Origin of the sequence: Microbacterium sp. 69-10, assembly GCF_001897945.1 — a bacterium.
Lineage (GTDB): Bacteria > Actinomycetota > Actinomycetes > Actinomycetales > Microbacteriaceae > Microbacterium.
The window spans coordinates 356,496-374,458 of sequence record NZ_MKRT01000024.1; the positions used below are offsets into that span (position 1 = coordinate 356,496).

Annotated in this window: 19 protein-coding genes; 16 read left to right on the plus strand and 3 right to left on the minus strand. The window is 70.2% G+C overall.

Annotation, left to right across the window (positions count from 1 at the left end; all coding sequences use genetic code 11):
- Positions 1–306, plus strand: a 306-nt coding sequence (locus tag BGN97_RS12795) for a DALR anticodon-binding domain-containing protein (protein ID WP_292702127.1), incomplete at its 5' end; no start/stop codon positions are given.
- Between the two features lies 1 nt (position 307).
- Complete coding sequence (locus tag BGN97_RS12800; RefSeq protein ID WP_292702129.1) at positions 308–1,084, plus strand: DUF2993 domain-containing protein; 777 nt, start codon at positions 308–310, stop codon at positions 1,082–1,084.
- A 6-nt stretch (positions 1,085–1,090) separates the two neighbouring features.
- Here BGN97_RS12800 and BGN97_RS12805 read toward each other — a convergent pair whose 3' ends face one another.
- Positions 1,091–2,131: a YhjD/YihY/BrkB family envelope integrity protein gene (locus BGN97_RS12805; protein ID WP_292702132.1), complete on the minus strand. Its 1,041-nt coding sequence runs from the start codon at positions 2,129–2,131 to the stop codon at positions 1,091–1,093.
- A 117-nt stretch (positions 2,132–2,248) separates the two neighbouring features.
- On the opposite strand from BGN97_RS12805, the gene lysA reads away from it, so the two are divergent.
- The 5 genes from lysA to prfA all read left to right on the plus strand — a co-directional run bounded on the left by lysA (position 2,249) and on the right by prfA (position 9,299).
- Positions 2,249–3,640, plus strand: a complete 1,392-nt coding sequence (gene lysA, locus BGN97_RS12810; protein ID WP_292702135.1) for a diaminopimelate decarboxylase — start codon at positions 2,249–2,251, stop codon at positions 3,638–3,640.
- A gap of 70 nt (positions 3,641–3,710) precedes the next feature.
- The gene (locus tag BGN97_RS12815) at positions 3,711–5,027 is read left to right on the plus strand and encodes a homoserine dehydrogenase (RefSeq protein ID WP_292702138.1); all 1,317 of its coding nucleotides are present in this window, start codon (positions 3,711–3,713) and stop codon (positions 5,025–5,027) included.
- Positions 5,028–5,056: 29 nt separating this feature from the next.
- Positions 5,057–6,019 (plus strand): homoserine kinase, encoded by a 963-nt coding sequence (gene thrB / locus BGN97_RS12820; RefSeq protein ID WP_292702210.1) that lies wholly within the window; start codon positions 5,057–5,059, stop codon positions 6,017–6,019.
- Positions 6,020–6,186: 167 nt separating this feature from the next.
- Complete coding sequence (gene rho, locus BGN97_RS12825; protein WP_292702141.1) at positions 6,187–8,196, plus strand: transcription termination factor Rho; 2,010 nt, start codon at positions 6,187–6,189, stop codon at positions 8,194–8,196.
- Positions 8,197–8,216: 20 nt separating this feature from the next.
- On the plus strand, positions 8,217–9,299 hold the full coding sequence (prfA, locus tag BGN97_RS12830; RefSeq protein WP_285633338.1) for a peptide chain release factor 1: 1,083 nt from the start codon (positions 8,217–8,219) through the stop codon (positions 9,297–9,299).
- A 21-nt stretch (positions 9,300–9,320) separates the two neighbouring features.
- Here the strand turns inward: prfA and epsC are convergent, their stop codons facing one another.
- Complete coding sequence (epsC, locus tag BGN97_RS12835) at positions 9,321–9,890, minus strand: serine O-acetyltransferase EpsC (RefSeq protein ID WP_292702144.1); 570 nt, start codon at positions 9,888–9,890, stop codon at positions 9,321–9,323.
- Position 9,891: 1 nt separating this feature from the next.
- Positions 9,892–10,839 (minus strand): cysteine synthase A, encoded by a 948-nt coding sequence (gene cysK / locus BGN97_RS12840; protein ID WP_292702146.1) that lies wholly within the window; start codon positions 10,837–10,839, stop codon positions 9,892–9,894.
- 111 nt (positions 10,840–10,950) lie between these two features.
- Between cysK and prmC the strand changes: the two genes are divergently transcribed.
- The 9 genes from prmC to atpA all read left to right on the plus strand — a co-directional run.
- Positions 10,951–11,808: a peptide chain release factor N(5)-glutamine methyltransferase gene (gene prmC, locus BGN97_RS12845; RefSeq protein WP_292702149.1), complete on the plus strand. Its 858-nt coding sequence runs from the start codon at positions 10,951–10,953 to the stop codon at positions 11,806–11,808.
- A 67-nt stretch (positions 11,809–11,875) separates the two neighbouring features.
- Positions 11,876–12,667, plus strand: coding sequence for an L-threonylcarbamoyladenylate synthase (locus tag BGN97_RS12850; protein WP_292702152.1), 792 nt, complete (start codon positions 11,876–11,878; stop codon positions 12,665–12,667).
- Complete coding sequence (locus tag BGN97_RS12855) at positions 12,664–13,857, plus strand: MraY family glycosyltransferase (protein WP_292702155.1); 1,194 nt, start codon at positions 12,664–12,666, stop codon at positions 13,855–13,857. The genes BGN97_RS12850 and BGN97_RS12855 overlap by 4 nt, the downstream gene beginning before the upstream one ends.
- Positions 13,854–14,366 (plus strand): hypothetical protein, encoded by a 513-nt coding sequence (locus BGN97_RS12860; protein WP_292702158.1) that lies wholly within the window; start codon positions 13,854–13,856, stop codon positions 14,364–14,366. The genes BGN97_RS12855 and BGN97_RS12860 overlap by 4 nt, the downstream gene beginning before the upstream one ends.
- 175 nt (positions 14,367–14,541) lie before the next feature.
- Positions 14,542–15,282, plus strand: a complete 741-nt coding sequence (atpB, locus tag BGN97_RS12865; RefSeq protein ID WP_292702160.1) for a F0F1 ATP synthase subunit A — start codon at positions 14,542–14,544, stop codon at positions 15,280–15,282.
- Between the two features lie 41 nt (positions 15,283–15,323).
- Positions 15,324–15,560, plus strand: coding sequence for an ATP synthase F0 subunit C (atpE, locus tag BGN97_RS12870; protein WP_285633314.1), 237 nt, complete (start codon positions 15,324–15,326; stop codon positions 15,558–15,560).
- Positions 15,561–15,587: 27 nt separating this feature from the next.
- Positions 15,588–16,127 (plus strand): F0F1 ATP synthase subunit B, encoded by a 540-nt coding sequence (locus BGN97_RS12875; protein ID WP_292702164.1) that lies wholly within the window; start codon positions 15,588–15,590, stop codon positions 16,125–16,127.
- The gene (locus BGN97_RS12880) at positions 16,127–16,915 is read left to right on the plus strand and encodes a F0F1 ATP synthase subunit delta (protein WP_292702166.1); all 789 of its coding nucleotides are present in this window, start codon (positions 16,127–16,129) and stop codon (positions 16,913–16,915) included. Before BGN97_RS12875 ends, BGN97_RS12880 begins: the two co-directional genes overlap by 1 nt.
- Positions 16,916–16,965: 50 nt before the next feature.
- A partial coding sequence (atpA, locus tag BGN97_RS12885; protein ID WP_292702168.1) for a F0F1 ATP synthase subunit alpha occupies positions 16,966–17,963 on the plus strand: 998 nt, incomplete at its 3' end.

Genomic DNA, 17,963 nt, shown 5'->3' on the forward strand with positions numbered 1-17,963 from the left:
CGCTCGGAGTTCGCCCCGGAGCTGCTGGTGCACGAGACCGAGGGTGCGCTGCTGGGTGCGCTGCAGGAGTTCCCGCGCATCGTCGCGTTCGCGGCGGAGGTGCGCGAGCCGCATCGCATCGCGCGCTACCTCGAGGAGCTCGCCGGCCTGTATCACCGCTGGTACGACAACTGCCGGGTGATCCCCAAGGGCGACGACCCGATCGAGACGGTCCATCGCACGCGCCTCTGGCTGAACGACGCCGCAGGCCAGGTGCTGCGCAACGGCCTGGCGCTGCTGGGCGTCTCCGCACCCGAGCGGATGTGACATGACGGCGGCGGCGACAGGACCGGACGTGCGCCGTCGGCGTGCGCGCTGGCCCTGGGCGCTGCTGATCGTCGTCGCGGTGATCGCCGCTCTGCTCGTCGCCGCCGAACTGGTGGCGCGTGCCGTGCTGCCTGGGATCGTCCGCTCGCTGGTCGTCGAGGAGCTGAAGCTGCCGGCCGATCAGCAGCTCGACGTGGAGGCGTCCGGCGTGCTGCTCCCGCAGCTGATCTCGGGGACGCTGGACGAGCTGCAGCTGTCCTCGAAGCGGGTCACGATCGGCGGGATCACCGGCTCCGCGCAGGTGACCGCGACGGGTGTGCCGATCCGGGGCGGCGCCCTGGGCTCGGCGAAGGGCACCGTCGCCATCGATCAGAGTCAGTTCGCGACGCTGCTGAAGAACTCGCAGCTGCCGATCACCGGGGTCGTGCTGGCGGCACCGGATGCCACCGTGCAGGGCGAGCTCAGTGTGCTCGGACGCGAGATCCCGGTCGGCCTGACGGTCACCCCAGGCGCCCAGGACGGCGACCTGCTGCTCACGCCCGTCTCCGCGACTCTCGGTGGCGCTGAGATCGACCTGAAGCGGCTCTCCGGGATGCTCGGTGGCCTCGGCGCGCAGCTGGCTGCGCCGCAGCGCATCTGCATCGCCGAGCACCTGCCGTCCGGCATCACCCTCACCGGCCTGCACATCGAGGGCACCAGCGCGGTCGCCGACATCAGCGCCGACGGCCGCATCGCCACGGACCCCGCGCTGCTCGAGAACGGCGCCTGCCCGCGCTGAGCGGCGTCAGGGCGCGGCACGCTCCGCATCGGCGCGCGCCGCCCGCAGCGCCTCGGTCGCGATGCGCACGTCCTCCTCGGCGAGTCGCACGGCGGCGTCGGCGAGCGTCGTCGCTCCGAACCTGGCCGCCACCCGGTCGTGCTCCTCGTGCACCGACACGACGATGAACGCGCTCGCCAGCAGGATCACCTGCGTCGACAGGTTCAGCCACAGCAGCAGCGCCAGCAGCGACGCGAACGACGCGAGCAGGGGGTTGGCCCTGGCGCCGCCGACGAACAGTCCGGACAGCTCCTGCAGCACCAGCAGCGCGACTCCGCCGAGCACGGCGCCGGACCAGAGGGAGCGCGCCGAGGCCCGCACACCGGACAGCATCCGGAACGCCGCGGCGATGAGCACCGCGTTGAGCGCGAGCACGATGACGAGCGACACGATCCGCACCGTCCACAGGACTGCGGCGGACTTCGCCGACAGGCCGAGGAGACCCGCGAGCCAGCCGACCACGAACTCGCCCGCCAGTGTCAGGGCGGCCGCACCGGCGAAGGTGACCGCGATGATCAGCGCGAGCAGGATGTTGCGTGCGATGACCAGGTACCAGGCGACGTCGTCGTGCGTCGTTCCCGCCATCGACCTCACCGAGACGCGCAGCGAGCTGATCGCGCCGAGCGCCGCTCCGATCAGGCCCGCCAGCGAGACGATCCCGGCGACCGACAGGCCGGCGGGAGCGCGGATCTCATCGAGATCGACGATGCCTTGGCCGCCGGACGTGCGGATCAGCCCCGGCACCGCGGTGGCGACCGCGTGGACGACGGCATCCCATGCGGCGTCGTCCCGCGAGAGCCACAGTGCAGCCGCAGAGAAGGCCAGCAGGACGGCGGCGAACACGCTGAACAGGGCGCGGTAGGTCACCGCATCCGCGAGCACCGGGCCTCTGCGCCCCGAGTAGCGCAGAGCGGCCCGGACCAGACGCCATCGCAGCGCACGTGCGATGACCGCGGTGGAGGCCCTGGCGAACGCGCTGGGACGTGGGGAATCGGTTCGTCGGCTCATCCGGCCACCATAGTCATGCCAGGGAACACAAGCGGAGGGGGTTGCGCAGATGACCTAGAATCGGGGCAGCCTCGTCGTGCGCTCCCCGCCCGAGGTCCCGCCCACGATTGGTGCTCTGTGCATTCAGCTGTCTCATCGCCCGCTCCCGAATGGCTGGCCGTCCCCGAGGACGCCAATGACCTTGTGCCCGCGATCTGGCCGGCATCCGCCCACCGCGACGCGGACGGCGAGCTGATCATCGGGGGAGTCGAGGCCGGGCTGCTGGCCCGCACGTACGGCACGCCGCTGCAGGTGATCGACGAGGGCGAGGTGCGGCGTCGCGCCGCGGCCATCCGCTCCGCCTTCGACACCGCGGCCGAGGCGCAAGGGACCAGCGCGCGCGTGTACTACGCGGGCAAGGCACTGCTGAACACCTCCATCGTGCGATGGGTGACGGACGAGGGCCTGAACGTCGACGTCTGCACCGGCGGTGAGCTCGAGGTCGCACTGGCCGCGGGAGCCGATGCGGGCCGGCTTGGCTTCCACGGCAACAACAAGTCCGTGCCCGAGCTGGAGCGCGCCATCCAGGTCGGAATCGGCACGATCATCATCGACAGCGAGATCGAGATCGAGCGGCTCGCCGCGATCGTCTCGCGCACCGGGACAACTCAGCGCGTCATGCTGCGCGTCAACAGCGGCGTGCACGCGGAGACGCACGACTTCCTCGCCACCGCGCACGAGGACCAGAAGTTCGGCACCCCGCTCTCCCTCGCACCCGGGCTCGTCGCCCGCATCCGCGAGATCGAGGGCCTGGAGTTCTCCGGTCTGCACTGCCACATCGGGTCGCAGATCTTCGGCGTGGCCGGGTTCCGCGAGTCGGCGGCCCGCGTCCTCGACCTGCACCAGGAGCTGCTGGCGGGCGGGGACATCCCGCAGCTGAACCTCGGCGGCGGCTTCGGGATCGCCTACACCCGCGTCGACACCCCGGAGCCCATCGAGGCCCTCGCGCAGGGCATCGTGGATGCGGTGGCGGAGGGATGCGCGGCGCGCGGCATCCGCATCCCCGCGCTGTCCTTCGAACCCGGCCGGGCCATCGTCGGCAACGCCGGCATCACGCTCTACGAGGTCGGCACCATCAAGGACGTCGCCCTCGAGCAGGGGGAGCGGCGCTACGTGAGCGTGGACGGCGGGATGAGCGACAACGCCCGCCCCGCGCTGTACGGCGCGCAGTACTCCGCGCGTCTGGCGTCGCGCGCCGGCGAGGACGCACCGGTGCTGGTGCGGGTGGTCGGCAAGCACTGCGAGTCCGGCGACATCGTCGTCGACCACGAGTACCTTCCGGGCGACGTCGCCCCCGGCGACCTGCTGGCCGTGCCGTCGACCGGGGCGTACTGCGCGCCGCTGTCGAGCAACTACAACCACATCGCCCGCCCGCCGATCGTCGCCGTGCGCGACGGGGAGTCCCGGGTGATCGTGCGCGGCGAGACCCTGGACGACCTGCTCGCCCGCGACGCCGGCATCGAGCGGTGAGGCCCCTGCAGACGTCGGGCGCGCGTCCCGCGCCCGACACCCGACGACCCCGATGTGCTGAGGAGCGCTGATGACTGATTACCGACGACTTCGTGTGGCACTGCTGGGTGCCGGAGCCGTGGGCTCGCAGGTGGCGTCCCTGCTGCTCAAGCACGGCGACGAGCTCGCCGACCGCGCAGGTGCGCGGCTGGAGCTGGCGGGCATCGCGGTGCGCAACCCCGATGCGCCGCGCGACGTCGAGCTGCCCCGTGAGCTGTACACCACCGACCCCGAGGCGCTGATCACGAGCGCCGACATCGTCATCGAGCTGATGGGCGGCATCGAGCCGGCCCGCTCGCACATCCTCCTGGGTCTGGGCTCGGGCGCCGACGTGGTCACCGCCAACAAGGCGCTGCTGGCCACCCACGGCCCCGAGGTGTTCGAGGCCGCCGACCGCGTCGGCGCCTCGGTGTACTACGAGGCGGCCGCTGCGGGCGCGATCCCGATCATCCGCCCGCTGCGCGACTCGCTCGCCGGCGACCGCGTGGTGCGGATCATGGGCATCGTCAACGGCACCACGAACTACATCCTCGACCGCATGGACAGCGAGGGCGCCGACTTCGCCGACGTGCTCGCCGACGCGCAGCGCCTGGGCTACGCCGAGGCCGACCCGACGGCCGACGTCGAGGGCTACGACGCCGCGCAGAAGGCGGCGATCCTGGCATCCCTCGCCTTCCACACCACGGTCCCGCTGGATGCCGTGCACCGCGAGGGCATCACGACCATCACCGCCGACATGATCGAGGAGGCCCGCGAGGCCGGCTTCGTGATCAAGCTGCTCGCCGTCTGCGAGCGGCTGACCACCGAGGACGGCGAGTCGATCTCGGTGCGCGTGTATCCCGCGCTCGTGCCGCGCTCGCATCCGCTGGCCTCCGTGCACGGCGCGAACAACGCGGTCTTCGTCGAGGCCGAGGCGGCCGGCTCCCTGATGTTCTACGGCGCGGGAGCGGGCGGGATGCAGACCGCATCCGCCGTGCTCGGTGACGTCGTCTCCGCCGCCCGGCGCCATATGGCCGGCGGCACCGGGGTCGGCGAGTCGACCAGGGCGAACCTGCCGATCGTCTCGATCGGCCACGTCGTGACTCGCTACCAGATCACGCTCGAGGTCGCCGACCAGTCGGGCGTGCTGGCCTCGATCGCCGGCCTCCTCAGCGAGGGCGGCGTCTCGGTGGCGACGCTCGTGCAGACCGCGATCCCCGCGATCGAGGGGGAGCAGCGCAGCACAGCGCGCCTGATCATCGGAACGCACCGCGCGGCGGACAGTGCGCTGAGCGCGGCCGTCGAGCGGCTCACGGCCAGCGACGTCGTCGAGAACGTCGTCTCGGTGCTGCGCGTCGAAGGGGAGTGAGCATGACCGTCACCCTCGTGCCGGCGGACATGGAGCCCGTCGTCTCCGAGGCGCACGCCGTCGAGGGCGCGCTGCGCACGGTCATCGTGACGGTGCCGGCCACCAGCGCGAACCTCGGCCCCGGTTTCGACACCCTGGGCCTCGCGCTCAGCATCTACGACACGCTCACGGCGTCGTCCTTCGACGACGACCGCCTGGAGATCGAGGTGGAGGGATCGGGCGCCGCCGAGATCCCCACGGACACGAGCAACCTCGTCGTCCGCACCATCGCGCACGTCTACGCCGACGCCGGGCGGCGGATGCCTGGACTGCGCATCCACGCCCTCAACGGCGTCCCGCACGGGCGCGGCCTGGGGTCGTCCGGTGCGGCGGTCACCGCAGGCATCCTCATCGCCAAGGGCCTGCTGGCGGGAGACGTCGACCTCGACGACGAGGCGCTGCTGCGCCTGGCCACCGAGCTGGAGGGGCACCCCGACAACGTCGCTCCGGCGCTCTTCGGCGGCCTGACGATCGCCTGGATGGGTGAGCGCGGACCGCAGCACAAGAAGCTGCTCGTGCATCGCGGCGTCGCGCCGCTCGTGTTCGTGCCCGGGTTCACCATGTCGACCTCGCTCGCGCGCTCGCTGCAGCCGCCGCACGTTCCGCGCGAGGACGCCGTGTTCAACGTCTCGCGATCCGCGCTGCTGGTGGCGGCGCTGACGCAGAGCCCCGAGCTGATGCTGGACGCCACCGCCGACCGGCTGCACCAGGACTACCGCGGCGCCGCGATGCCGGAGACACTCCGACTGGTGCAGGCGCTGCGAGCCGAGGGCTTCGCAGCCGTCGTGTCCGGTGCGGGGCCGAGCGTGCTGGTGCTCGCGGACGGTCCTGGCACGCGCCAGCGCGCAGTCGAGGTGGCGGATGCCGTCACGGACACTCCGTGGGACGCGCACATGCTCGCCGTCGACGTGCGTGGTGGTACAGTTAGGGATCGAGCGGAGGGCTCCACGTAACTTCGTGAATCTCGCCCCATCGCACTTCTGCGAAATCCGCACGCGATCCCCAGCACCATCCAGGTTCTGGCAGGCAGACGCTCTTCTGCGTCGGCGCGTGTGAAACGCGCAGCTTCCGCTGCGCACATCTGGATTGCTCATTTCCCACGACATATGAGGGAGTACTCGTGGAGACCTTCTCCGAGACCCAGAACGACCAGCCGACCGCTGAGGCGCCGGCTTCCGAGGCTGCTCCGGTGCGCAAGCGCGCTCCGCGCCGCGCCACCACGGCATCCGCCACTGCTGCGGCTGAGGCGCCGGCCGCGGTTACCGAGGCGCCGGCCGCGCCGGCATCCGAGGCGGCTCCCGCCGCCGAGGAGAAGCCGAAGGCGGCGCGTCGCACCCGTGCCAAGAAGGCGGATGCCGAGACGCTCGACATCCCCGACGCCGAGACGCCCGCCGCAGACGAGGCGCCGGCGAAGCCCGTCCGCAAGCGCGCGTCGCGCGCCGCGGGCAAGGCGGTGACGGAGGAGGCCGCTGCTCCCGCCGAGTCCGCCGCCGAGCAGTCCGCCGCCCCGGCAGAGGCCGCGGACGCCGCAGCATCCGATGAGTCGGCCGCACCGGCCAAGCGCCCCGCACGCGGGCGTCGCGGCTCGAAGGCCGCCGATGCGGCCGAGGGCGCCGCATCCGAGGCATCCGGCGACAAGCCCGCCGAGTCCGCGTCCGTCGAGTCCGCACAGGGCGAGCAGGGCGCGTCCGCCGACGGCGAGCAGACCGACGGTGAGGGCTCCGGTCGCAGCCGGAGCCGCAGCCGGAGCCGCAGCCGCGGTCGCGGCGGCAAGGGCGAGGGCACCCAGAACAACCAGAGTGGTCAGAACGGCGGCCAGAACAACCGCGGAGGCCAGCAGGACGACGCCTACGGCGACGACGAGCAGGGCTCCGGTCGCACGCGTCAGCGCAACAAGCGCCGCGGCGGCGCGAACCAGAACGCCGACGAGTTCGAGACCGAGATCGGCGAGGACGACGTGCTGATCCCGGTCGCGGGCATCCTCGACGTGCTCGACAACTACGCGTTCGTGCGCACCACCGGCTACCTCGCTGGCGCCAGCGACGTCTACGTCTCGCTCGGACAGGTCAAGAAGTACAACCTGCGCAAGGGCGACGCGATCGTCGGCGCCATCAAGCAGCCGCGTGAGGGCGAGCAGCAGGGCCGTCAGAAGTACAACGCCCTGGTCAAGGTCGACTCCATCAACGGCCTCTCGCCCGAGGACGCGGGCAACCGCGTCGAGTTCGGCAAGCTCACCCCGCTGTACCCGCAGGAGCGCCTGCGCCTGGAGACGGCACCGGAGAAGCTGACGCAGCGCATCATCGACCTGGTCGCACCGATCGGCAAGGGTCAGCGCGGCCTGATCGTCGCGCCGCCCAAGGCCGGCAAGACGATCGTGCTGCAGCAGATCGCGAACGCGATCGCGCAGAACAACCCCGAGGTGCACCTCATGGTCGTGCTCGTCGACGAGCGCCCCGAAGAGGTCACCGACATGCAGCGCACGGTGAAGGGCGAGGTCATCGCCTCCACCTTCGACCGCCCCGCCGAGGACCACACCACGGTCGCCGAGCTCGCCATCGAGCGCGCCAAGCGCCTGGTGGAGCTGGGCCGCGACGTGGTCGTGCTGCTCGACTCGATCACCCGACTGGGCCGCGCGTACAACATCTCGGCGCCCGCCTCCGGGCGCGTGCTGACCGGTGGCGTCGACGCCTCCGCGCTGTACCCGCCGAAGCGCTTCTTCGGCGCGGCGCGCAACATCGAGAACGGCGGTTCGCTGACCATCCTCGCGACCGCTCTCGTGGAGACCGGTTCCAAGATGGACGAGGTCATCTTCGAGGAGTTCAAGGGCACCGGCAACAGCGAGCTGCGCCTGTCGCGCGCCCTGGCCGACAAGCGGATCTTCCCGGCGGTGGACGTCAACGCGTCCAGCACCCGCCGCGAGGAGATGCTGCTCTCGGCCGACGAGGTGAAGATCACCTGGAAGCTGCGCCGCGCCCTCGCGGGCCTGGACCCGCAGCAGGCCCTGGAGGTCGTGCTCGGCAAGCTGAAGGAGACGAGCTCGAACGTCGAGTTCCTGTTCCAGATGCAGAAGTCGATCCCGGCGCCCACCTCGACCGGCTCCTCGCACGCGCACGAGAACAACATCCGCTGAGCTGCAGTCGGGACTGATCTGTGTTCGAGTCCGTCCAGGCTCTGATCGACGAGCATCGCCGGGTGCAGGAGGAGCTCTCCGACCCGGCGGTGCACGCCGACGCCGCGCGGGCGAAGCGCGTCAACCGCCGCTACGCCGAGCTCTCGAAGATCGTCGCCGCGCACGAGGCGTGGGTCGCCGCAGGCGAGGACCTGGAGGCCGCCCGTGAGCTCGCCCGTGAGGACGAGGCCTTCGCCGATGAGGTCCCGGAGCTGGAGGCGGGCCTGCACGCCGCGCAGGAGAAGCTGCGCAGGCTGCTGATCCCTCGCGATCCGGACGACGCTCGCGACGTGATCATGGAGATCAAGGCGGGGGAGGGCGGCGCCGAGTCGGCGCTGTTCGCCGCCGACCTGCTGCGGATGTACATCCAGTACGCCGCGCACCGCGGCTGGAAGACCGAGCTGCTCGAGCGGAACGAGTCCGACCTCGGCGGCTACAAGGACGTGCAGGTGGCGATCAAGGGGTCCTCCAGCGATCCCTCGCAGGGCGTCTGGGCGCACCTGAAGTATGAGGGCGGCGTGCACCGCGTGCAGCGTGTGCCGGCGACCGAGTCGCAGGGGCGCATCCACACCTCGACCACCGGCGTGCTGGTCTTCCCCGAGGTCGACGAGCCGGAGGAGATCCAGATCGATCCGAACGATCTGAAGATCGACGTCTACCGCTCGTCCGGCCCCGGCGGGCAGTCCGTGAACACCACCGACTCCGCGGTGCGCATCACGCACGTGCCGACCGGCATCGTGGTGTCCATGCAGAACGAGAAGTCGCAGCTGCAGAACCGCGAGGCCGGCATGCGCGTGCTGCGCGCCCGGCTGCTGGCCCGCCAGCAGGAGGAGCTGGCGGCTGCGGCATCCGATGCCCGTCGCTCGCAGATCCGCGGCATGGACCGCTCCGAGCGGATCCGCACCTACAACTTCCCGGAGAACCGCATCGCGGATCACCGCACCGGGTACAAGGCGTACAACCTGGACCAGGTGATGGACGGCGCACTCGAGCCGATCATCGAGTCCTGCATCGAGGCCGACGAGGCCGAGCGGCTCGCCGCCGTCGGCTCCGACGCCTCCTGACCCGGCATCGGCGCGCGGCGCTCAGATCGAGTAGTCGGGTGCGGACAGCAGTGCGCGCACGCTCTCATCCGCGTCGCGCGGCCGGGCCTTCGCAGGGATGCCCACCAGCACGCTGTCGGGCGGGGCGTCTCGGGTCACCACGGCGTTCGCCCCGATGACCGAGCGCGCCCCGATGCGCACCGGGCCGAGGATCTTCGCGCCGGCGCCGACGGCGACGCCGTCCTCCAGCGTGGGATGCCGCTTGCCGTGATCCCGCGTGCGGCCGCCCAGCGTGACGCCGTGGTACAGCATCACATCGTCGCCGACCTCCGCGGTCTCGCCGATCACGACGCCCATGCCGTGGTCGATGAAGAAGCGCCGGCCGATGCGCGCACCCGGATGGATCTCGATGCCGGTCAGCCAGCGCGACACCTGCGAGCCCATCCGGGCGGGGAAGCGGATGCCGCGCCGCCACAGCGCATGCCATACTCTGTGCGCCCAGATGGCGTGCAGCCCCGGGTACAGCAGTGCCACCTCGAGTCCGGAGCGCGCCGCCGGGTCGCGCCTGCGTGCGGCTGCGACGTCCTCGCGCAGCCGCCCGATCATGCCCATCTCAGTCCTTCGGCTGGTCGCGCAGGTCCTCGAACAGCGCGGTCGAGATGTAGCGCTCCCCGGTGTCGGGGACGACCGCGACGATGGTCTTGCCGGCGTTCTCGGGCCGGCGGGCGACGTTCAGCGCCGCCCACACGGCAGCGCCGGCGGACATGCCCACGAGCAGTCCCTCCTTGGCGGCGAGGTCGCGTGCGGTGCGCAGCGAGTCCTCGAACTCCACCGGGTAGACCTCGTCGATCACGTCGCGGTCGAGCACCGGCGGGACGAAGTTCGGGCCGATGCCCTGGATCTTGTGCGGTCCGGGGTGACCCTCGCTGAGCACGGGGGAGTCCTTGGGCTCGACCGCGATCACCTGCACGTCGGGCTTCACGGCCTTCAGCGCCTGACCGACTCCGGTGACGGTGCCACCGGTGCCGACGCCCGCGACCAGGATGTCGATGCTCCCGTCGGTGTCGCGCAGGATCTCCTGCGCGGTGGTCTCGCGGTGGATCCGGGGGTTCGCCTCGTTCTCGAACTGGCGCGCCCACACGGCGTCCGGGTTCTCGGCGAGGATCTCCTTCAGCGCCTCGATGGATCCCGACATGCCCTTCGTGGGGTCGGTGAGCACGATCTCGGCGCCGAACGCGCGCAGCAGCACGCGGCGCTCCTTCGACATGGACGCGGGCATGGTCAGGATCACCTTGTAGCCGCGCGCAGCGCCCACCATCGCGAGCGCGATGCCGGTGTTCCCGCTGGTGGCCTCGAGGATCGTGCCGCCGGGCTTGAGCTGGCCCGACGCCTCGGCGGCGTCGACCATGGCGATCCCGATCCGGTCCTTGACGCTGGAGGCCGGGTTGTAGAACTCCAGCTTCGCGAGCACGGTCGCGTCGAGGCCCTCGGTGACGCGATTCAGACGCACCAGCGGGGTGTTGCCGAATGCTGTGGTGATGTCGGAGTGGATGCCGGTCATGGCGGGCCTTTCGTCGAAGGATGTCGGAGTGATCAGCGTGCTCAGCCTACGACCCGCATCCCCGGCCCTCGCCGAATGTGTCCGAGCGCGTCCGACGCCTACGCTGGAGAGATGCCCGACATCCTCTCCGCGCGCCTGCGCGCCGTCGCCCAGCAGCTCGCCGACGCCGGTGTCCCGGACCCGCTGGTGGATGCCGAGCTGCTGATCGGCCACGTCCTGGGCCTCGGGCGCGGTGAGCTGCAGGCCGCGGTCGTCCGCGGTGACGGGCTGGAGGACGCGGATGCCGCTCGGCTGGACGCCCTCGTCGCGCGGCGCGCAGCCAGGGAGCCCCTGCAGCATCTCACCGGCGTCGCCGCGTTCCGGCACCTGGAGCTCGCCGTGGGACCGGGCGTCTTCGTGCCGCGGCCGGAGACCGAGACGGTGGTGCAGATCGCGATCGACGCGCTGATGGAGAGCGCGTCGCCCGCTCCCGTCGCGATCGACCTGGGCACGGGCAGCGGTGCGATCGCTCTGGCGATGGCCACCGAGGTGCCGCACGCGCGTGTGTTCGCCGTCGAGCGCTCACCCGAGGCGCACGCCTGGGCCGCGAGGAACACCGCGGATGCCGCGAACCTGACGCTCGTGCTCGGCGATCTCGCCACGGCGTTCGATGAGCTGCGCGGCACGGCGTCCGTCGTGATCTCCAATCCCCCCTACGTGCCGGACGACGCGATCCCGCGCGACCCGGAGGTGCGCCTGCACGATCCCGCGCAGGCGCTCTACGGCGGCGCGGACGGGCTCGACGTGGTGCGGGTGATCAGCAGGAGAGCGCAGGAGCTGCTGCATCCGGGCGGGCTGCTGGTGCTGGAGCACGGCGAGCTGCAGGGCGCGTCGATCCGGTCTCTGCTGGAGGTCGACGGATGGCGCGCCGCGGCGACGCACGAGGACCTGACCAGGCGCGATCGGGCCACCACCGCGCTGAGTCGCTGAGGCTCCCGGAACCCGGATCCGCCGTCCACGGCGGACCGACAGACCATCCCCGTAGAATGAGCACGCCATGTCAACTGTCTTCGATTGCCGCGACGACGCCCAGATCCTCGCCGGCATGCGTCACGCCCGTCAGGCGATCGCCCGCGGCGAGCTCGTCGTCCTCCCCACCGACACCGTCTACGGCATCGCCGCCGACGCGTTCTCCCCGGCCGCCGTCCAGCGGCTCCTCGACGCGAAGGGCCGCGGCCGCGAGATGCCGCCGCCCGTCCTCGTCGCCGGGCCGGAGATGATGGCGGCTCTGGTGGAATCCGTGCCGGACGCCGTGCAGAAGCTCATCGACGCGTTCTGGCCCGGCGGCCTGACCATCGTGCTGCCCGCGCAGCCGTCGCTGACCTGGGACCTGGGGGAGACCAAGGGCACGGTCGCCGTGCGCATGCCCGACCGCCGTGTCGCCCTCGAGCTGCTCGCCGAGACCGGCCCGCTCGCCGTGTCGAGTGCGAACCTCACCGGCCACGACGCCGCGATCATCGCCTCCGACGCCCAGGAGATGCTGGGCGACTCCGTCGCGGTGTACCTCGAGGAGGGCTACAGCGAGAACGGCATCCCCTCGACCATCGTGGATGCCACCTCGCTGGTGGGCACCGAGGAGGGGGAGACCCCTGCCGTGCGGATTCTGCGCCAGGGCGCGATCACCCGCGAGCAGCTCGAAGAGGTCCTCGGCGACCTGCTCGAGCCCGCCGAGAAGCCCGACGAGACTGTCTCGGGCCATGTTCCCGACGCCGCCCCCGCCGCGGACTCCGTCCCGGCCGTGGACGCCGCGTCGGCAGGGGACGCGGGAAGTCCGGTAGACGAAGAGTGAAGCAGTATCTGTTCACACTCATCCTCACGGCGTCGATCACCTTCGCGCTGACGTGGGCGGTGTGGCGCTTGAGCATGAAGTTCAAGCTCTACCCCGGCATCCGTGAACGGGACGTGCACAAGACCCCGAAGCCGCGACTGGGCGGCGTGGCGATGTTCATCGGCATCGCGATCGCGATCCTGATATCCGCAGCGAACCCCTTCTTCGAGCGGATGTGGTCGCCGCCGCAGACGCTGTGGGCGATCCTCGCCGCAGCCGCGCTGATCGCCGTCGTCGGCGTGATCGATGATCTCTGGGATCTGGACTGGATGATCAAGCTGGCCGCGCAGTTCCTCGCCGCCGGCATCATCACAGCATGGGGCGGTCTGCAGATCCTGTCCCTGCCGATCGGCACCATGGTGCTCGTCTCGCCCTGGCTCAGCATCGCGATCACGATGGTGGCGATCGTGGTGGTCATGAACGCGGTGAACTTCATCGACGGGCTCGACGGGCTCGTCGCGGGGGTGTGCCTCATCGCGAACGGCATCTTCTTCGTGTACTCGTACATCCTCACCCGCGACTCCGGTGCCACCAGCTACTTCAACCTCGCCACCTTCCTCGCCGCCGTCCTCATCGGCGCCTGCCTGGGCTTCCTGCCGTTCAACTGGAGCCCCGCCAAGATCTTCATGGGCGACTCCGGCGCACTCGTGCTCGGCCTGCTGATGGCCACCTCGGCGATCGCCGTGACCACCCAGGGCGATGTGAACGCCTTCGACCCCGCGAAGTTCGGGCGCTCGCAACTGCTGGGAGCCTTCATCCCGATCGTCCTCCCGCTGGTGATCGTGATGCTGCCGCTGCTGGACTTCGGCCTGGCGGTGTTCCGGCGCATGCGGGCGGGCAAGTCGCCCTTCGCCCCGGACCGCAAGCACCTGCATCACCGGATGCTGGACCTCGGCCACCGTGACCGCGACGCCGTGCTGGTGTTCTACGCCTGGACCGCCGTGATCTCGCTGGCGGTGCTCCTGATGTACATCGGGACGCGCCAGGACTGGCCGGGCGGTTACGTCGGCGGCATCGTGTTCGGCGTGGTCGGCGCCGCCGCCTGCCTCGTGGTCACCCGGATGCCCTCGCGGCACAGCCCGCGCACGGACGAGCCGTCCGAAGGCGAACCGCAGACCCTTGAAGCCACGAAGCCCCTGGAGCCCCGATGACCCCGAGCCCCGTGTCCAGCACGCCCATCCTTCGCCGCACTCTGATCCTGTCCGCCGTCGCGGCCGCGGTGCTGGCCCTGATCGCCGCCGGCATCGGCTTCGCCGTCGCGGGCACCGACGGGCTGTGGAGCGGGCTGATCGGCGTGCTCCTCTCGTTCATCTTCCTCGGGATCACGGCGGGCAGCATCCTGTTCGCGAACCGCTGGTTCGGAGACCCCCTGTACGTGCAGTTCTTCTTCGCGATCGTGCTGGGTGGCTGGCTGGTAAAGCTCGGACTGTTCGTGGTGCTCATGCTCGTGCTGCGCGAGCAGCCGTGGATCGACCCCCTCGTCTTCTTCCTCGCTCTGGTCGCCGGCATCGCGATGACTCTGATCGTGGATGTCATCGTCCTCACGAAGATGCGACTCCCGAACGTCAGCGACATCGACCTCCCGACGACGAACCCCGAAGACGACGGTGACGACGCCCAGGGGGCGCCCGGTGCGCCAAAGCAGCCCGGCGACATCTGATAGTGTTGAACAGTGCCCGCCGCTCGTTTCGCGAGCGCTTGCGCTGTGATGCACACCGTCCCTCGTCGCCCCGGTTCCGACCGGTGACCCGAAGCTGGAGCCCGCGCTGTTGAATCCCGTTGCGACAATGATCCTTCGTCCATTCGCCGGTGATGGTGAGTTCCATGGTCCCTCGATGGGCGACTTCTTCCCGCCGATCCTGTTCGAGGTCTTCGGTGTTCCGGTTCACCGGATCCACCTGATCCAGTTCCTCTCGGTGATCGCCGTCGTGCTGTTCATGTGGCTCGGCACGCGCCGGATGAAGGTCGTCCCCGGCCGCTTCCAGAGCCTCGTCGAGATGGGGATCGGCTTCGTCCGCAACGGCATCGCGCACGACCTGCTCGGCCGCAAGGACGGCGAGCGGTTCGCACCGCTGCTGGTCACGATCTTCTTCATGATCCTGTTCATGAACATCACGGGCATCATCCCGGTCCTGAACATGCCGGGTACCGCGATCATCGCCGTGCCGCTCACGCTCGCGGTGATCAGCTACGTGACGTTCATCTACGCGGGCATGAAGAAGAGCCCTCTCGGCTTCTGGAAGAACTCGCTCTTCCCGTCCGGTGTGCCGTGGCCGGTGTACATCATCGTCACGCCGCTGGAGTTCATCTCCACCTTCATCATCCGCCCGGTCACGCTCACTCTCCGACTGATGATGAACCTGGTCGTCGGGCACATGATCCTCGTGCTCTGCTTCTCGGCCACCGCATTCTTCATGTTCACCGCAGGCGGCGGCTGGGCCGCGCTCGGCGTCGGAACCCTCGCCTTCGGCGGCGCGTTCACGATCTTCGAGATCCTCGTCGTCGTCCTGCAGTCCTACGTCTTCACCGTCCTCACCGCGATCTACATCCAGCTCGCGGTCGCAGAAGAGCACTGAACGGGTCAGCATCTGCTGACCAAAATCGAAAGGAAAACCCCGTGGACGCAACTACGGTTCTCGCAGCAGTCAACGGCAACCTCGCGGCAGTCGGCTACGGCCTCGCCGCCATCGGCCCGGCCATCGGCGTGGGCATCGTCGTCGGCAAGACGATCGAGGGTGTCGCCCGCCAGCCCGAGCTCGCAGGTCGCCTGCAGGTCCTGATGTGGATCGGTATCGCCTTCACCGAGGCGCTTGCATTCGTCGGCATCGCCGTCGGATTCATCCCCTTCCCGTAAACCGCAGCGACTTCTGAAGGAGACAGGATGCTGAACGCTCTTGTCACGAACCTGGCAGCATCAGAGGAACCCAACCCCCTGATCCCTGCCTGGTACGACATCGTCTGGTCGGCGCTGTGGTTCCTCATCATCCTCATCGTGGTCTGGAAGGTCGCCCTTCCCAAGCTCACGGCGATGCTCGATGAGCGCTCCGCGGCCATCGAAGGCAACATCGCCAAGGCTGATGAGGCTCAGAAGCAGGCCGAGGCCGCGCTCGACGAGTACACCCGTCAGCTCGCCGAGGCGCGCACCGAGGCCGGACAGATCCGCGACGCCGCCCGTGAGGACGGCAAGAAGATCGTCGCCGAGGCGAAGGATGCCGCGTCCGCTGAGGCGAACCGCATCACGACCGCCGCGCACACGCAGATCGAGGCCGAGCGCCAGGCCGCGTTCGTGTCCCTCCGCAACGAGGTCGGCACGCTCGCGATCGACCTCGCCGGCGGCGTCGTGGGGGAGACCCTCACCGACGACGCGCGTGCGACGGCCGTCGTGGACCGCTTCCTCGCCGACCTCGAGAAGGCGAAGTAATGGGCAGCGCGACCACTCAGGCACTCGCGGCATCCACGCAGGCGCTTGCCGCGGCGTCGGGCCTGAACCTCGACAGTGCGGCCGAGCTGTTCGCAGCCGCCCGTGCGCTCGGGGACTCGGCTCAGCTGAGCGGCGCGCTGGCCGACCCCACGGCGTCTGCTCAGGCGCGCTCGGCGCTGGTCTCCAGCGTGTTCGCCGGGGCATCCGCTCCGGTCCGCGCGCTGCTGGACACCGTCGCCGGTGAGCGCTGGTCCAGTGCATCCGATCTCATCGACGGTGTCGAGGAGCTCGCGATCCGCGCTGCGGCCATCGCCTCCGCGAAGGACGACGTCGCCGGCGAGCTCTTCGAGTTCTCGCGCGTCGTCGCCGCGAACCCGGAGTTCGAGCTCGCGCTCGGCAGCCGCCTCGGCGACTCCGCGGCGAAGGCCGCACTCGTCGAGAACGTGCTGGGCTCCTCGGCCTCCGCTGCGACCGTGCTGATCGCCGCTTCGCTGGTGCGCCTGCCGCGCGAGCGCCGCGTCCGTCAGCTTCTGAGCCGGGCCATCGACATCGTCTCCGCGCAGGCCGGCCGCACGGTCGCGACCGTCTACACGGCCGCACCGATCGCCGCTGCGCAGGAGACGCGTCTCCGTGACGCTCTGGCACGCCGTTACGGCGGGGAGATCTCCGTGAACCAGGTGATCGACCCCACCGTCGTAGGCGGCCTGCGCGTGCAGATCGCCGATGACGTCATCGACGGCAGCATCTCCGCCCGACTCGCCGAGCTCCGTCAGAAGCTCGCGAGCTGACACAGACTGACGCGGGGAACCGCGCACACCAGACACACAAAGGGAAGACAATGGCAGAACTATCGATCAGCCCCGACGTCATCCGTGACGCGCTGAAGAACTTCGCAGCCGCCTACGAGCCCACTGGCGCCGTCGCGACCGAGGTCGGCACCGTCATCGACGCAGCCGACGGCATCGCGCACGTCGAGGGGCTGCCCGGCGTCATGGCCAACGAGCTCGTCACGTTCGCGGACGGCACCAAGGGCCTGGCGCTGAACCTCGACGAGCACGAGATCGGCGTGGTCGTCCTCGGCGACTTCACCGGCATCGAGGCCGGCCAGGAAGTGACCCGCACCGGCGAAGTGCTCTCGGTCCCGGTCGGCGACGGCTACCTGGGCCGCGTGGTCGACCCGCTCGGCAACCCGATCGACGGCCTCGGCGCCATCGCGACGGACGGCGTGCGCGAGCTCGAGCTGCAGGCGCCCGGCGTCATGCAGCGCAAGTCGGTGCACGAGCCGATGCAGACCGGTGTCAAGGCGATCGACGCCATGATCCCCGTCGGCCGCGGCCAGCGCCAGCTGATCATCGGCGACCGCCAGACCGGCAAGACGGCACTGGCGATCGACACGATCATCAACCAGAAGGCCAACTGGGAGTCCGGCGACGTCAACAAGCAGGTTCGCTGCATCTACGTCGCGATCGGCCAGAAGGGCTCGACCATCGCCTCGGTGAAGGGCGCGCTCGAGGACGCCGGTGCGCTGGAGTACACCACCATCGTGGCCGCTCCCGCCTCCGACCCCGCCGGCTTCAAGTACCTCGCCCCGTACACCGGCTCGGCCATCGGCCAGCACTGGATGTACGACGGCAAGCACGTGCTGATCGTCTTCGACGACCTGTCCAAGCAGGCCGAGGCGTACCGCGCCGTGTCGCTGCTGCTGCGCCGCCCGCCGGGGCGCGAGGCCTACCCGGGTGACGTGTTCTACCTGCACTCCCGTCTGCTCGAGCGCTGCGCGAAGCTGTCCGACGAGCTCGGTGCCGGCTCGATGACCGGTCTGCCGATCATCGAGAC

Coding starts and splice junctions, on each gene's coding strand:
- BGN97_RS12800 (WP_292702129.1), top strand. CDS start 308: ATGACGGCGGCGGCGACAGGACCGGACGTGCGCCGTCGGCGTGCGCGC.
- prmC (WP_292702149.1), top strand. CDS start 10,951: ATGCCCGACATCCTCTCCGCGCGCCTGCGCGCCGTCGCCCAGCAGCTC.
- BGN97_RS12805 (WP_292702132.1), bottom strand. CDS start 2,131: ATGAGCCGACGAACCGATTCCCCACGTCCCAGCGCGTTCGCCAGGGCC.
- BGN97_RS12860 (WP_292702158.1), top strand. CDS start 13,854: ATGACCCCGAGCCCCGTGTCCAGCACGCCCATCCTTCGCCGCACTCTG.
- BGN97_RS12850 (WP_292702152.1), top strand. CDS start 11,876: ATGTCAACTGTCTTCGATTGCCGCGACGACGCCCAGATCCTCGCCGGC.
- cysK (WP_292702146.1), bottom strand. CDS start 10,839: ATGACCGGCATCCACTCCGACATCACCACAGCATTCGGCAACACCCCG.
- BGN97_RS12880 (WP_292702166.1), top strand. CDS start 16,127: ATGGGCAGCGCGACCACTCAGGCACTCGCGGCATCCACGCAGGCGCTT.
- thrB (WP_292702210.1), top strand. CDS start 5,057: ATGGAGCCCGTCGTCTCCGAGGCGCACGCCGTCGAGGGCGCGCTGCGC.
- BGN97_RS12875 (WP_292702164.1), top strand. CDS start 15,588: ATGCTGAACGCTCTTGTCACGAACCTGGCAGCATCAGAGGAACCCAAC.
- BGN97_RS12815 (WP_292702138.1), top strand. CDS start 3,711: ATGACTGATTACCGACGACTTCGTGTGGCACTGCTGGGTGCCGGAGCC.
- epsC (WP_292702144.1), bottom strand. CDS start 9,890: ATGGGCATGATCGGGCGGCTGCGCGAGGACGTCGCAGCCGCACGCAGG.
- atpB (WP_292702160.1), top strand. CDS start 14,542: ATGGGCGACTTCTTCCCGCCGATCCTGTTCGAGGTCTTCGGTGTTCCG.